Annotated in this window: 11 protein-coding genes; 4 read left to right on the top strand and 7 right to left on the bottom strand. The window is 61.5% G+C overall.

Translation table 11 applies throughout. The features are described 5' to 3' along the window. Nucleotides 1–103 precede the first annotated feature (103 nt). The 7 genes from GGD53_RS27080 to GGD53_RS27050 all read right to left on the bottom strand — a co-directional run bounded on the left by GGD53_RS27080 (nucleotide 104) and on the right by GGD53_RS27050 (nucleotide 8,882). A complete protein-coding gene (locus GGD53_RS27080; protein WP_184459813.1) occupies nucleotides 104–2,554 on the bottom strand; it encodes a GcvT family protein in 2,451 nt (816 codons plus the stop codon). After that, complete coding sequence (locus GGD53_RS27075; RefSeq protein WP_184459812.1) at nucleotides 2,555–3,430, bottom strand: phosphotransferase; 876 nt, start codon at nucleotides 3,428–3,430, stop codon at nucleotides 2,555–2,557. A 112-nt stretch (nucleotides 3,431–3,542) separates the two neighbouring features. Further along, the gene (locus GGD53_RS27070; RefSeq protein WP_184459811.1) at nucleotides 3,543–4,619 is read right to left on the bottom strand and encodes an ABC transporter ATP-binding protein; all 1,077 of its coding nucleotides are present in this window, start codon (nucleotides 4,617–4,619) and stop codon (nucleotides 3,543–3,545) included. Nucleotides 4,620–4,652: 33 nt separating this feature from the next. Beyond that, nucleotides 4,653–5,750, bottom strand: a complete 1,098-nt coding sequence (locus tag GGD53_RS27065) for a Gfo/Idh/MocA family protein (protein ID WP_184459810.1) — start codon at nucleotides 5,748–5,750, stop codon at nucleotides 4,653–4,655. Further along, the gene (locus tag GGD53_RS27060) at nucleotides 5,750–6,637 is read right to left on the bottom strand and encodes a carbohydrate ABC transporter permease (protein WP_432443166.1); all 888 of its coding nucleotides are present in this window, start codon (nucleotides 6,635–6,637) and stop codon (nucleotides 5,750–5,752) included. Before GGD53_RS27060 ends, GGD53_RS27065 begins: the two co-directional genes overlap by 1 nt. Next, entirely contained in the window at nucleotides 6,630–7,589 is a 960-nt protein-coding gene (locus GGD53_RS27055) for a carbohydrate ABC transporter permease (protein ID WP_184459809.1), read from the bottom strand. Before GGD53_RS27055 ends, GGD53_RS27060 begins: the two co-directional genes overlap by 8 nt. Before the next feature lie 6 nt (nucleotides 7,590–7,595). Beyond that, entirely contained in the window at nucleotides 7,596–8,882 is a 1,287-nt protein-coding gene (locus GGD53_RS27050) for an ABC transporter substrate-binding protein (RefSeq protein ID WP_184459808.1), read from the bottom strand. Between the two features lie 262 nt (nucleotides 8,883–9,144). On the opposite strand from GGD53_RS27050, the gene GGD53_RS27045 reads away from it, so the two are divergent. The 4 genes from GGD53_RS27045 (at nucleotide 9,145) to GGD53_RS27030 (ending at nucleotide 13,130) form a co-directional block, all read left to right on the top strand. Then, nucleotides 9,145–9,822, top strand: coding sequence for a TetR/AcrR family transcriptional regulator (locus tag GGD53_RS27045; protein WP_184459831.1), 678 nt, complete (start codon nucleotides 9,145–9,147; stop codon nucleotides 9,820–9,822). 131 nt (nucleotides 9,823–9,953) lie between these two features. Further along, the gene (locus GGD53_RS27040) at nucleotides 9,954–11,102 is read left to right on the top strand and encodes a Gfo/Idh/MocA family protein (protein WP_184459807.1); all 1,149 of its coding nucleotides are present in this window, start codon (nucleotides 9,954–9,956) and stop codon (nucleotides 11,100–11,102) included. Between the two features lie 3 nt (nucleotides 11,103–11,105). Next, on the top strand, nucleotides 11,106–12,269 hold the full coding sequence (locus GGD53_RS27035) for a DUF993 family protein (RefSeq protein WP_184459806.1): 1,164 nt from the start codon (nucleotides 11,106–11,108) through the stop codon (nucleotides 12,267–12,269). Nucleotides 12,270–12,299: 30 nt separating this feature from the next. After that, nucleotides 12,300–13,130 carry a sugar phosphate isomerase/epimerase family protein gene (locus GGD53_RS27030; protein ID WP_184459805.1) on the top strand — a complete coding sequence of 277 codons (831 nt, stop codon included), beginning with the start codon at nucleotides 12,300–12,302 and terminating at the stop codon, nucleotides 13,128–13,130. The last annotated feature ends 93 nt before the right edge of the window (nucleotides 13,131–13,223 follow it).

The raw sequence follows: 13,223 nt of genomic DNA, 5'->3' as shown, positions 1-13,223 counted from the left end.
ACCGAGCGGTCGCCTCTTGCCGATCTCCACCCTTGTGGGGGAGATGCCCGGCAGGGCAGAGGGGGGTGTCCCACGGCACGCCGTCTCTTCGCGTCACTTCATGTCAGCCCTTCACGCGCGCCATCTCCGGATCATAGAGCGGCGCCAGCGACACCTTGCAGGGAATGCGTTCCCTTGCGACGTCGAGCTCATAGACGCCGGAGAGGACGAAATCCTCGGTCACCCCCTCGGGATTGCGGACGTAGCCGTAGCCGATCGCCTTCCCAAGCGTATAACCGAAGCCGCCGCTCGAGAGCCAGCCGACACGCTTGCCGTCGCGATAGATGGTTTCGCGGCCGAGCAGCACTGTATTGGGATCGTCGGGAACGAAGCAGCCAAGGCGCTTTTTCACGCCGTCCTTCAGCTGCCGCTCGATCGCCCCGCGGCCGCGGAAGGGGATGTTCTTGCGGATCTTCACCGCCCAGCCGAGGCCGGCTTCGACAGGCGTGTGATCGGGGCCGATATCGGATCCCCAGGCGCGATACCCCTTTTCCAGACGGCAGCTCTCGATGGCGCGATAGCCGGCATTGACAAGGCCGAATTCGCCGCCTGATGCCATCAGCACGTCATAGACTGTGGTGGCAAATTCGACTGGGACATGCAGCTCGTAGCCGAGTTCGCCGACATAGGTAATGCGCAGCGCGCGCACCGGGCAGCCCGATATGCCGATGGTCCTGACCTGGCCGAAGGGGAAGGCCGCATTGGAGACATCGGCGCCGGTCACGTTTTCGAGCACCGCTCGCGCATTCGGCCCCATCAGCGACAGAACGGAATAAGCTGACGTGACGTCGACAAGTTCGGCATGCATCTCGTCCGGAATATTGCGTGCGATCCAATCGAAGTCGTGGGTGGCAAAACCCGTGCCGGTGACGATGTAATATTCGTTCTCGGCGATACGGGCGACGGTCAGATCGCATTCGATGCCACCCCTGTCGTTCAGCATCTGGGTGTAGACGAGCGATCCCACAGGCTTTGCGACATCGTTGGAAGCGATCCAGGAGAGTGCTGCCTCGGCATCCCTGCCCTTCAGCACGAATTTGGCAAAGGAGGTCTGGTCGAAGATGACCGCCGCTTCGCGCACCGCCTTATGCTCGCGGCCGACGGCCTCGAACCAGTTCTGACGGCCATAGCTGTACATATCCCGTGGCTCTTCATTGGCGAAGAGATCGGCAAACCAGTTCGGCCGCTCCCAGCCGAGCTTCTCGCCGAAACAGGCGCCCTGTGCCTTCAGCCGGTCATAGAGCGGCGATTTGCGGCAGGGGCGGCCGCTCGAATGCTCCTCGAACGGCCAGGCCATGGTGTAGTGTTTGCCATAGGCTTCGAGCGTGCGGGTGCGCACCCAGTCGGTATCGAAATGCGGGCGTCCAAAACGGCGGATGTCGACCGGCCAGAGATCATAGGGCGGCTCTCCCTTCGTCACCCATTCGGCAAGCGCCATGCCGGCGCCGCCGGCAGATGCGATGCCGAAGGCGTTGAAACCAGCGCCGACGAAGAAATTCTTCAGCTCCGGCGCCTCGCCGAGAATAAAGTTGCCGTCGGGCGTGAAGCTTTCCGGGCCGTTCAAGAGCTGCTTGACGCCGACATTCTCCAGCGCCGGAACACGGCCGAGCGCCTGCTCCATGATCTGCTCGAAATGCTCAAAATTGCTGTCCAGCAGCGTGTAGTGGAAACCCTCGGGGATCGCATCTTTCGCCCAGGCAATCGGGTTCGGCTCATAGCCGCCCATAACGATACCACCGACCTCCTCCTTGTAATAGGTCAGGCGATCGGGATCACGCAGCGTCGGCAGGTTGGAAGGCACGCCGAAGGATTCGGTGATGATGTATTGATGCTCGACGGAGACCAGCGGCACGTTGACGCCGAAACGAGCGGCGAAGGCGCGCGACCATTGGCCGGCACAGACGACGACGCGCTCGCATTCGATACGCCCCTCTGCAGTGATGACGGCGCGGATTTTTCCCCTGTCGATTTCCAGGCCGAGGACTTCGGTGTCCTCGAAGATCGACACGCCTGATATGCGGGCGCCTTTGGCGAGAGCCTGTGTGATGTCGGAAGGGTTGGCCTGCCCATCTGTCGGAAGGAACGCCGCCCCCACCAGATCGTCTGTTGTCATCAGCGGCCAGAGATCGAAGGCTTCCTGCGGCGTCAGCAGCTGCATTTCGAGGCCGAAGGATTGGGCCGTGGTCGCCTGGCGTTTGACCTCCGTCCAGCGTTCCTCATTGCAGGCAAGGCGCAGGCCGCCATTCATCTTCCAGCCGGTGCCGAGGCCGGTTTCCGCCTCCAGCCGCTTGTAGAGATCGACGGAATAACCGAGCAGCTGGGTGATGTTGGCGCTCGTGCGCAGCTGGCCGACAAGGCCAGCGGCATGAAAGGTGGTGCCGGAGGTCAGCTTCTTGCGTTCCAAGAGGACGGTATCGGTCCAGCCGAGCTTGCCGAGATGATAGGCTGTCGAGCAGCCGATGATGCCGCCGCCGATGACCACGGCCTTTGCCGTCTTCGGTAATTGTCTCGTCATTTATTGATCCCGTGCAAAGGCTTGATAGGCGCGCTCGAAACGAGCGAGATTCTCGGCGGTATAGGCGGCATAGTCGAAATCGATCGTGGAATGGATTTCCGAAATCATGCTCCAGAGCGTCTCGCGCAGCAGCGAGGCGCATTTCATCGCGGCGTATCGTCTGATGAGATCATCGGTTGGCGGCCGCTCGAAATAGATTTCCAGCATCAGCCGCTCGGCCGATTCCGGCAGTTCGTTATTGGAGGCCAATCCACCAAGATCGAAAAGCGGCGTGTTGAAGCCCGCATAATCCCAGTCGATCAGCCAAAGCCGCTTGCCGTCATCGAGAAAATTGGCTGCGAGCAGGTCGTTGTGGCCGAAGGCGATGTCGAAGGGTCCTGCCGCTTCTTCCAGCGTCTCGGCCCTGGCGAGGAGTGTCGCAAGCAAGGGAAGGTAGGCGCTGCCCGCCGCCTTCAGGCTGGCGGCATAATCGCGGATCACGTGGAAAACCCAGAAGATCATCGCCGGGCCGCGAAAATGCCGGGCGATGTCGTGATGGCAGGCGCGCACCAGCGGGACCACGCGGGCAAGCATGTCAGGCGCCCTGATGTCCTCCGGGACAAGCGCCCTCGCCTCGACATATTCGAGCACCAGCACGCCGGCCGAATGATGGATGACGGCGGGCGACAGGCCGGCGGCATGTGCGGCGCGGCTGGCGGCAAGCTCGTTCTGACGGCTGATGTGATGGATCGGAATATCTGTGCCCAATCTCACCACGCAACGCGCGACGGCATCGCTGACCAGATAGTTCCTGTTGGTGATGCCGCCTGCTATCGGCGATATTTCGATCGAGCCCCGCCAGATGCCAAGCGCATGAATCCTATCCTCAGGCGTCATGCTCACCCCCTCCTTTCGGCCCCTTCCGAAAGATGGGACAGAGCAGGATCGGCTGTCAAGCAGCGGCGGCAGCGCTACGCGTCCTCCGGACTCGCGGGAGCGCTCCCGACGGTCAGATCGTTTTGCCGGCGGCGTCGAATACGTGGCAGCGGGCGGGATCGAAGAAAGTCTTCACATTGGCGCCCCGCTCGACCTTCTGCTGGCCGTCAAGGGCGATCGTCAAGAGCTGCCCATCCGGCGTCGTAGTGTAAAGCATGGTGGCGCCGCCAAGATTTTCGACGAGATCGACATTGACGGTCGAGAGCGTGATGGCGCCCTCTGTAAGCGAAAGATGTTCGGGACGAATGCCGAAGGTGACCTCCTGACCGGCCTCGCCTTTCAGCCGGCGCGGCAGGCGGACGGAGTTGCCGCAGACATGGATGCTGGTTTCGGCCTCGCCGACCTTTTCGATGCGGGCCTTGAGGAAGTTCATCTTCGGACTGCCGATGAAACCGGCGACGAAGCGGTTGGCCGGGTTGTTGTAGAGATCGAGCGGCGCCCCCACCTGCTCGATCCGGCCCGAATTCAGCACCACGATCTTGTCGGCCATCGTCATGGCCTCGACCTGGTCGTGGGTGACATAAATCATGGTATTGCCGAGCTGCCGATGCAGGCGGGAGATCTCGACACGCATCTGCACGCGCAACTCGGCGTCAAGGTTGGACAGCGGCTCGTCGAACAGGAAGATGCGTGGTTCGCGCACGATGGCGCGGCCGATCGCGACACGTTGGCGCTGGCCGCCGGAGAGTGCCTTCGGCTTGCGTTCGAGAAGCTTCTCGATCTGCAGGATTTCGGCGGCGCGTTTCACCTTCGGCTGAATCTCGGCCTTCTTGTAGCCCGCCGTCTCCAGGCCGAAGGCGAGGTTCTTGTAAACCGACATGTGGGGATAGAGCGCATAGGACTGAAAGACCATGGCGATACCGCGCTTGGCCGGCGCCACTTCGTTCATGCGCTCGCTGTCGAGCAGCAGCGCCCCACCGGTGATTTCCTCGAGGCCGGCGATCATGCGCAGCAGAGTGGATTTTCCGCAGCCCGAGGGGCCGACGAAAACGACGAATTCGCCGGGATCGATCGTCAGGTCGATGCCATGGATCACATCGAAGGCGCCGTAACGCTTCTCGACCTTCTGAAGAACGACACTGGTTGCCATCGTCTCAAAACCTCTCTTGGCGGTTACTTCCGGTTACTTGGTTCTTGCGCGCCAATCGGCGTATTTCGGACTGTCGGGACCGACCGGCAGCGGCACTTCGGCGCCGCTGTCGGAAGACTGGTAGATGGCGGTGACGAGTTCAAGCGCACGGCGCGCATCCGTCGTAGTCACCGGCAGGGGTCCAGTGCCGCTGAGGAAGGCGTGGAACTGACCCATCTGGGTGGTGAAGCGCGGCGCAACGGGCTGCCAGTCGCCGACCACGCGATCGATCTTTTCCTGAACGTCGTCATTGGCGGCGATGATCTTCCAGGGATCCTTGCCCGGCGTATAGGGTTCGTGCGTGCTTTCGAAGGTGACATTCTCGAAATGCAGTCTCAGCCGGCTGATCTGTTCCTGCGAGCCGAGCGTGCAGGACAGCGAGACGAAGGCGCCGTTTTCCATCAGCAGGCTGGCGGAGGCACAATCCTCGACCTCGATATCATTGACGCGGGTGGCGACGCGGCCGAAGACCCTTGCCGCTGGACCCATCAGATGCATCAGCATGTCGTGCAGGTGCAGGGCATGGGTGACGAGCACGCCGCCGAGTTCGGTCGCCCATTTGCCGCGCCAGGGCACGGCGTAATATTCGGGCTTGCGCAGCCAGAAGGTTTCCACGGAAGCCGTATAGGGCTTGCCGGCAATGCCGGCATCGATGATCCGTTTGGCCTTCTGGATGCCGTCGCCGTAGCGGTACTGGAAGATCGGCATCAGCACGCCTTTGGCGGTCTTTTCCGCTTCCATGATCGTATCGACGCCGGCTAGCGAGCCCGTCAGCGGCTTTTCGCAAACGACATGCTTGCCGGCACCGAGAGCGGCGACCACCTGCTCCAGATGAATGCCGGGAGGGGTGCAGATATCGATGATGTCGATCGTTTCGTCGGCCAGCAGCGTCTCGAAAGAGGTGGTGCGGCGTTCGATGCCGAACTCGTCGCCGACGGCAGCCATGCGTTCTTCGTTCAGATCGCAGATCGCCGCCACCTTGAACTTATCGGAATGCGGCAGATAGCCTTCGACGATATGCGAACGGCCAATGCCGCAGCCGACGATCGCGACGGTCTTGATGCTCATGTCACTCTTTTCCATTGCCGCCATCAGCGTTTCATGCCGGTCGTGGCGATGCCTTCGATCAGCAGGCGCTGGAAGAACAGGAAGAAGAAGAAGACCGGCACCAGCGTCAGGGTCGACATGGCGAACAAGCCACCCCAATCCGAGGCGCTGGTCGAATCCACGAAGGTGCGCAGGCCAAGCTGGATCGTGTAGGTGTTCATGTCGTTCAGGTAGATCAGTGGTCCGAAGAAATCGTCCCAGGTCCAGATGAAGGAGAAGATGGCGGCCGTTGCCAGCACCGGCAGCGACAGCGGCAGCATGATCTTCCAATAGATCCGCCAGGCGCTGCAGCCGTCCATCATCGCCGCCTCGTCGAGTTCGCGAGGGATGCCGCGGAAGAACTGCACCATCAGGAAGATGAAGAAAGCATCGCTTGCCAGGAACTTCGGTACGACGAGCGGCAGGATGGTGTTGACCCAGCCAAGATTGAGGAAGAGCACATATTGCGGGATCAGCGTCACGTGATAGGGGATCATCAGCGTGCCGAGCATGATCGCGAACCAGAAGTTCCGGCCGGCAAAACGCAGCCGCGCAAAGGCGAAGGCCGTCAGCGAGCAGGCGATGACATTGCCCGTCACGACCAGCAGCGAGATGACGAGCGAATTCCAGAAGAACCGGCCGAAGCTGACGTCGAGGCCGACCCAACCGCGTGCATAAGACGAGAAATCGATCGACGACGGAATGAGCGAGGTCGACGAGAAAATCTCGGTTTCCGGCCTGACCGATGCCGAAACCATCCACAGCAGCGGATAGACCATGAGAAGCGAAGCGGCGATCAGCAGGGCGTGGACAATGAGCGACACGGGCAGGCTGCGTTTGGTGATGTCCGATGGCGGCCTGGCCGCGGTGACGGAAGCGGTCATCTCAGTCATCGTAGTGCACCCAATAACGCGAGCTTAGGAAAGAGAAGGCGGTGAAGATCGCGATGATCACCACCAGGATCCAGGCAAGCGCCGAGGCATAGCCCATACGGAAATTGCCGAAGGCCTCCTGATAGAGGTAGAGCGTGTAGAACAGGGTCGAGTTGATCGGGCCGCCCGTACCGCCCGATATGATGAAGGCGGGCGTGAAGGCCTTGAAGGCTTCAATCGTCTGGACGACGGCGTTGAAGAAGATCACCGGTGTGAGAAGCGGCAGCGTGATCTTGTAGAACTGCCGGAATTTCGAGGCGCCGTCGAGGCTGGCGGCCTCATACATATCCTGCGGGATCTGGCGCAGGCCGGCGAGGAAGATGATCATCGGCGAACCGAACTGCCAGACGGACAGCGCCACCAGCGTATAGATCGAATAATTCGGATGCGAGATCCAGCTCGGCCCCTCGATGCCGATCTGGGCGAGGGCGGCGTTGACGAGGCCGTCGCTGGCGAAGAGCTGGCGCCAGAGCACGGCGATGGCAACGCTGCCGCCGAGCAGCGATGGCAGATAGAAGATGGCACGGTAGATGGGCAGACCGCGCAGGCCGCGGTTCAGCGCCATGGCGACCAGCAGAGCGAAGGTCAGCTTGAACGGCACCGAGAAGACGACATAGGTCAGGGTGACATGCATTGCGGCGGAGAATTTCGGATCCGCCGTGGCGATGCGCACGTAATTCGCAACTCCCACCCACCGCGGCGACTGCAGCATGTCGAAGTCGGTGAAGGACAGGTAAAGCGAAATCAGGGCCGGCCCGAGCGTCAGCCCGAAAAAGCCGATGAGCCACGGAAGGAGGAAGAGATAGCCGGGAGCATTGGCATTCCAGAGACGCCTGAAGCGTCCTTCGGCCACGGCCCCCTGATATCTCTCCACTGGTATGGCCCCTGCGGGCGTGCGCATCGCATTGCTCATACGGCATCAGCCTCTTGCGAGAATCTGCGTAATTTCAGTGACAAGCTGCTTGCCGCCGTCGGAAGGAGAAAGTTGTCCGAAACCGACCTGTTCGGCAATGTTGCGCAGCATCAACTCACCTTCGCCGGCACCGGCCGGCGGCGGCGGCGGCAGTTTGCCGGCGAGATCGCCAAGGCCGCTGACATAGGCCAAGGCAAGCTTGCCGTTGTCGTCGAGCTTCGCCGCGACGACCTCGCGCATGGCGGCCGATTCCGGAATGCCGCGCTCGACATCCAGGAGCAACACAGCCTCGGGATTCTTGACGAAGAAGTTGATGTAATCAACCGCCAGATCGATCGACTTCGACTGCGCCGAGACCGAGAAGAACATCGAAGGCTTGCGATAATGGCCGCCCTTCGAGTCCGGCTTGATGCGCATGTAGTTGGTGAGCGCCAGCTTGTCCTTGTTCATGGCCTGATAGGCGACGAACTGGTTGGAATGGGCAAAACCGGCGGCAGCCTTGCCGAGCGACACCGTGTTGGTTTCGATATCGTTCTTGTCGAGAGCCTGGATATCGGCAGGGACGCAGGCGCCGGCCGCACGGAACTTGGCCCACATGTCGTACCATTCCGATGCGTCGTCCACACCGAAACCGATCTTGCCGTCGGCGGTATAGAGCGCCTTGCCGCGCTGGCGCAGCCAGTTTTCGAACAGCGGTTCACCGCCGCTGCCGTCGGCGAGGCCGAACATGCCCTTGCGCTTGCCCGCCTTCGTGATTTCCGCACCCATGCGGGCGAATTCATCCCAGGTGGTCGCCTGCGTCGGCAGATCGACGCCGGCCTCTTTGAAAGCCGTTGTGTTCAGCACCGTTGCAGCCGAATTGGCGCCCAGGCTGACGCCATAGAGGTGGCCGTCGACGCTGCCGCCTTCGATCTGCGCCTTGTCGAAATCGTCGAGATTGAGCTTGGCCGGCATATAGGATTCAAGCGGTGCGAGCGCGCCGCGCCGGGCGTATTGAACAATGTAGCGATAGTCCATCTGAATGACGTCGGGCGCGTTGCGGCCCGCGACCTGGGTCGCCAGACGCGGCCAGTAATCGCCCCAGCCGAGGAATTCGCCGGTGATCGAGGTGCCCGGGTTCTTCGTCTGATAGAGCTGCGACACCTTGTTGGTGCGGTCGGCGCGCGGCTGCGAGCCCCACCACAGGAGACGCAAGCGCGTTTCCTGTGCCAAGGCGCTGGTTCCGAGCGCCGAAAGCGACAGAAGCGCTGCGCTTCCTGCAACGAAATTACGTCTGCTAACACGTAGAGTCATTTTTTCCTCCTCCAAAGGGAAGCGCCTCCACACGCTTCCGATTTAGTTTTGCTTGCGCAAATAACTAATTGGTTACAAGCTACGGGCAAAGCGGCAAGCCTGTCAAGCGGTGTCGGTCAGAGCATGATGTCGAAAGCGTTAGAGGTTCTCGGCGACTCATGCTTTCAGCATTCCGTTCCAGCGCGCCGCCCTTCCAAATTCGGTTTTTACAATTTCGCACCGAAGGCTTATGAGCGCAACACGTGAAGACAGGGGTGGAGCGATGCACGACAGCGGGGAAAACAGAGAAAAGAAGCCGGCCCGGCGACCTTCGACGGAGCGGACGGCCCAACGCGATCCGGAGCGGACACGCGCCGCCATCCTCGAGGCAGCAACCCGCGAATTCGCCGAAAACGGCATGGGCGGAGCCCGTGTCGACGCCATCGCCGAACGTGCCGGCACCAACAAACGCATGCTCTACCACTATTTCGGCGACAAGGAGCAGCTCTACCTTAAGGTGCTCGAAGAGGCCTATGTCGGCATCCGCACGGCGGAACGCGCGCTGCATATCGGCGACCGCAGCCCCGAGGAAGGCATCGGCGAACTGGCGCTCTTCACCTGGCGTTATTTCCTCCAGCATCCGGAATTCCTGAGCCTGCTCGGCACCGAAAACCTGCATCGTGCCCGATGGCTGCGTCAGTCCATCCGGCTCAAGGAACTGCATTCGCATCTGATCGGCGAGCTTTCCCAAGTGCTCGAGCAGGGCAAGAAACAGGGTGTTTTCATCGAGACTGCCGATCCCCTGCATGTCTATCTGACGATCGCCTCGCTCGGCTATTTCTATCTTTCCAACCAGTATACGCTTTCGACGATCTTCGGCCGCGACCTGATCGAGCCGGCCAATCTCAATGCCTGGGAGAGGCATATCGTCCACGTCACCCTCGCCTCGATCAAGCGCTGAATAGCGAAAGCAGGATTTGACTATTGACAGGCTCGCCGCTCTTCTGCCATCAAGTAACCGTTTAGTTACCGGCTTGGGAGGGCCGGGCCAGGACGCCCGCTCCCGCAGAAGAAGATTGCAGGGAGGAAAACATGGCACGCTTGGGGATCATCTTGCACGGCGTCACCGGTCGCATGGGTTACAACCAGCACCTGGTGCGCTCTATCCTGGCCTTCCGCGACCAGAGCGGCATCACGTTGAAATCGGGAGAAAAACTCGACATCGACCCGATTATCGTCGGCCGCAACGGCGCCAAGATGGAAGAGCTGGCGAAGAAGCACAACATCAAGCGCTGGTCGACCGATCTCGATGCTGCGCTCGCCAATCCCGACGACACGATCTTCTTCGACGCCGGCACGACGCTGATGCGCGCCGAGCTCCTGTCGAAGGCACTCGACGCCGGCAAGCACGTCTACTGCGAAAAGCCGATTTCGGACGATCTGCAGGTGGCGATCGACCTTGCCCGCAAGGCGCGCCGCTCCGGGCTCAAGCACGGCGTCGTGCAGGACAAGCTCTTCCTGCCGGGCCTGCGCAAGCTGGCGCTGCTCAGGGATTCAGGCTTCTTCGGCAAGATCCTCTCGGTGCGCGGCGAATTCGGCTACTGGGTTTTCGAAGGCGATTGGGGCGTACCGGCCCAGCGCCCCTCCTGGAACTACCGCAAGGGCGATGGCGGCGGCATCATCCTCGATATGCTCTGCCACTGGCGCTACGTGCTCGACAACCTGTTCGGCGAAGTAAAGGCTGTCTCCTGCCTCGGCGCCACGCACATTCCGCGGCGCATCGACGAGCAGGGCAAGCCTTATGATTGCGACACGGACGATGCGGCCTATGCGACTTTCGAGCTCGAAGGTGGCGCAATCGCGCAGATCAACTCTTCCTGGGCGGTGCGCGTGCGGCGCGACGATCTCGTCACCTTCCAGGTCGACGGCACCCATGGTTCAGCCGTCGCCGGCCTGACGAAATGCTGGAGCCAGCATCGCGTCAACACGCCGAAGCCGGTCTGGAACCCCGACCAGCCGCAGACGATCGACTTCTACAAGACCTGGGACGAGGTTCCCGATACGCAGGCCTTCGACAACGGCTTCAAGGCGCAGTGGGAAATGTTCATTCGCCATGTCGTCGAAGATGCGCCGTGGCCCTACGGGCTGGAAGCCGGCGCCAAGGGCGTGCAGCTTGCCGAGCTCGGGCTGAAATCCTGGGCCGAACGCCGCTGGCTCGATGTCCCCGCACTGGAGTTCTGAGCCGTGACAATGATCAATCTCCCCCTCGACGGCAAGATCGTTCCCTATACGCTGACCGGTACGCCAATCGAACTCAAAAAGCGGGACGCCAAGAGCTTTCCGCGCATCGCCTTCGCCGCCGCCCATGTCGTCGCCGATCCGCTTGCCGACAATGATCCCTGGCTGACGCCGGCGATCGACTGGGAGCGGACGCTCGCCTTCCGCCACCGACTCTGGGATCTCGGCCTCGGCGTCGCCGAAGCGATGGATACGGCGCAGCGCGGCATGGGCCTCGGCTGGCCGGAGGCGCGCGACCTGATCCGCCGGGCGCTTGCCGAAGCGGCCGACCGCAAGGACGCCTTGATTGCCTGCGGCGCCGGCACCGATCATCTGTCGCCCGGTCCCGATGTGACCGTCGACACGATCATCAGGGCTTACGAAGAGCAGATTGAAACGGTGGAGGCGGCCGGCGGCCGCATCATCCTGATGGCGAGCCGGGCGCTTGCCGTCGCGGCAAAAGGGCCGGACGACTATATCAGGGTCTATGACCGCATTCTTCGCCAGGTCAGGGAACCCGTTATCATCCACTGGCTCGGAGAAATGTTCGACCCGGCGCTCGAGGGATACTGGGGCAACGGCGACCACCTCAAGGCAATGGAAACCTGCCTTGGCGTGATCGAAGCCAATGCCTCAAAGGTCGACGGCATCAAGATCTCGCTGCTTTCCAAGGAGAAGGAAGTGACGATGCGCCGGCAACTGCCGAGATCCGTGCGCATGTATACCGGCGACGATTTCAACTATGCGGAACTGATCGCCGGCGACGAAGAAGGCCATTCGGACGCGCTGCTCGGCATCTTCGATGCGATCGCGCCGGCGGCTTCGGCTGCGCTCGACGCGCTCGGCCTCAAGAGCAATCACGAGTTCTTCGATCTGCTGGAGCCGACCGTGCCGCTGTCGCGCCACATCTTCAAGGCGCCGACCCGCTTCTACAAGACTGGCGTCGTCTTCCTCGCCTATCTCAACGGGTTGCAGGATCATTTCACCATGGTTGGCGGCCAGCAGAGCACGCGTTCGCTGACGCATCTGGCTGAACTTTTCCGCCTGGCCGACAAGGCGCGCGTTCTTGCCGATCCGGAGCTCGCGACTGATCGCATGAAACAGGTGCTTGCCGTCCACGGCGTTCACTGAGTGCCGGTGCGGCTATGGGAGAGAAATGACATGCAGGTCGAAGGACTTTCGATCAATCTGGCGACGATCCGCGAGCAATGCGGCTTTGCCGAGGCCGTCGATATCTGCCTGAAGCACCGCATCACGTCGATCGCGCCCTGGCGCGACCAGGTTGCCAAGGCCGGTCTCGACGAGGCGGTGCGAATCGTCAAGTCGAACGGCATCAAGCTGACCGGCCTTTGCCGTGGCGGCTTCTTTCCGGCGGCAAACGAGGCCGACTGGCAGAAGAACCTCGATGACAACAGGCGTGCGATCGACGAGGCGGCCGCCTTTTCCGCCGATTGCCTCGTGCTGGTGGTCGGTGGTTTGCCGGGTGCTTCGAAGGATATCGTCGCGGCTCGTCAGATGGTATTCGACGGCATTGCCGCCGTGCTGCCGCATGCGCAGGCCGCCGGCGTGAAGCTCGCCATCGAGCCGCTGCACCCGATGTATGCCGCCGACCGCGCCTGCGTGAACACGCTCGGCCAGGCGCTCGACATGTGCAATGAGCTCGGCGAGGATGTCGGCGTGGCGATCGACGTCTACCATGTCTGGTGGGATCCCGATCTCCCCAACCAGATTGCCCGCGCCGGCCGCATGAACCGTATCTTCGCCCATCACATCTGCGACTGGCTGGCGCCGACGAAGGACATGCTGCTCGACCGCGGCATGATGGGCGATGGCGTCATCGACCTCAAGGGCATAAGACGGATGATCGAAGCCGCCGGTTTCTTCGGCGCGCAGGAAGTGGAGATCTTTTCGGCCGAAAACTGGTGGAAGCGTCCGGCCGACGAGGTGATCGCCACTTGCGTCGAGCGCTTCCGGAGCTGCTGCCAGATCTGATTCTAGAGCATTTCCGTTTTTCTTCGAAACACGAAAATGCTCTATCTCTTTGTCTTTACGCAATTCCGGACGCAAAAACCGCTGCACACTTTT

The organism is Rhizobium aethiopicum, assembly GCF_014197535.1.
Taxonomy (GTDB): domain Bacteria; phylum Pseudomonadota; class Alphaproteobacteria; order Rhizobiales; family Rhizobiaceae; genus Rhizobium; species Rhizobium aethiopicum_A.
Note: the sequence above shows the minus strand (reverse complement) of the source record. Positions and strands in the feature narration are given on the sequence as shown.

Coding starts and splice junctions, on each gene's coding strand:
- GGD53_RS27060 (WP_432443166.1), bottom strand. CDS start 6,637: ATGACTGAGATGACCGCTTCCGTCACCGCGGCCAGGCCGCCATCGGAC.
- GGD53_RS27075 (WP_184459812.1), bottom strand. CDS start 3,430: ATGACGCCTGAGGATAGGATTCATGCGCTTGGCATCTGGCGGGGCTCG.
- GGD53_RS27080 (WP_184459813.1), bottom strand. CDS start 2,554: ATGACGAGACAATTACCGAAGACGGCAAAGGCCGTGGTCATCGGCGGC.
- GGD53_RS27050 (WP_184459808.1), bottom strand. CDS start 8,882: ATGACTCTACGTGTTAGCAGACGTAATTTCGTTGCAGGAAGCGCAGCG.
- GGD53_RS27055 (WP_184459809.1), bottom strand. CDS start 7,589: ATGAGCAATGCGATGCGCACGCCCGCAGGGGCCATACCAGTGGAGAGA.
- GGD53_RS27045 (WP_184459831.1), top strand. CDS start 9,145: ATGCACGACAGCGGGGAAAACAGAGAAAAGAAGCCGGCCCGGCGACCT.
- GGD53_RS27070 (WP_184459811.1), bottom strand. CDS start 4,619: ATGGCAACCAGTGTCGTTCTTCAGAAGGTCGAGAAGCGTTACGGCGCC.
- GGD53_RS27030 (WP_184459805.1), top strand. CDS start 12,300: ATGCAGGTCGAAGGACTTTCGATCAATCTGGCGACGATCCGCGAGCAA.
- GGD53_RS27065 (WP_184459810.1), bottom strand. CDS start 5,750: ATGGCGGCAATGGAAAAGAGTGACATGAGCATCAAGACCGTCGCGATC.
- GGD53_RS27040 (WP_184459807.1), top strand. CDS start 9,954: ATGGCACGCTTGGGGATCATCTTGCACGGCGTCACCGGTCGCATGGGT.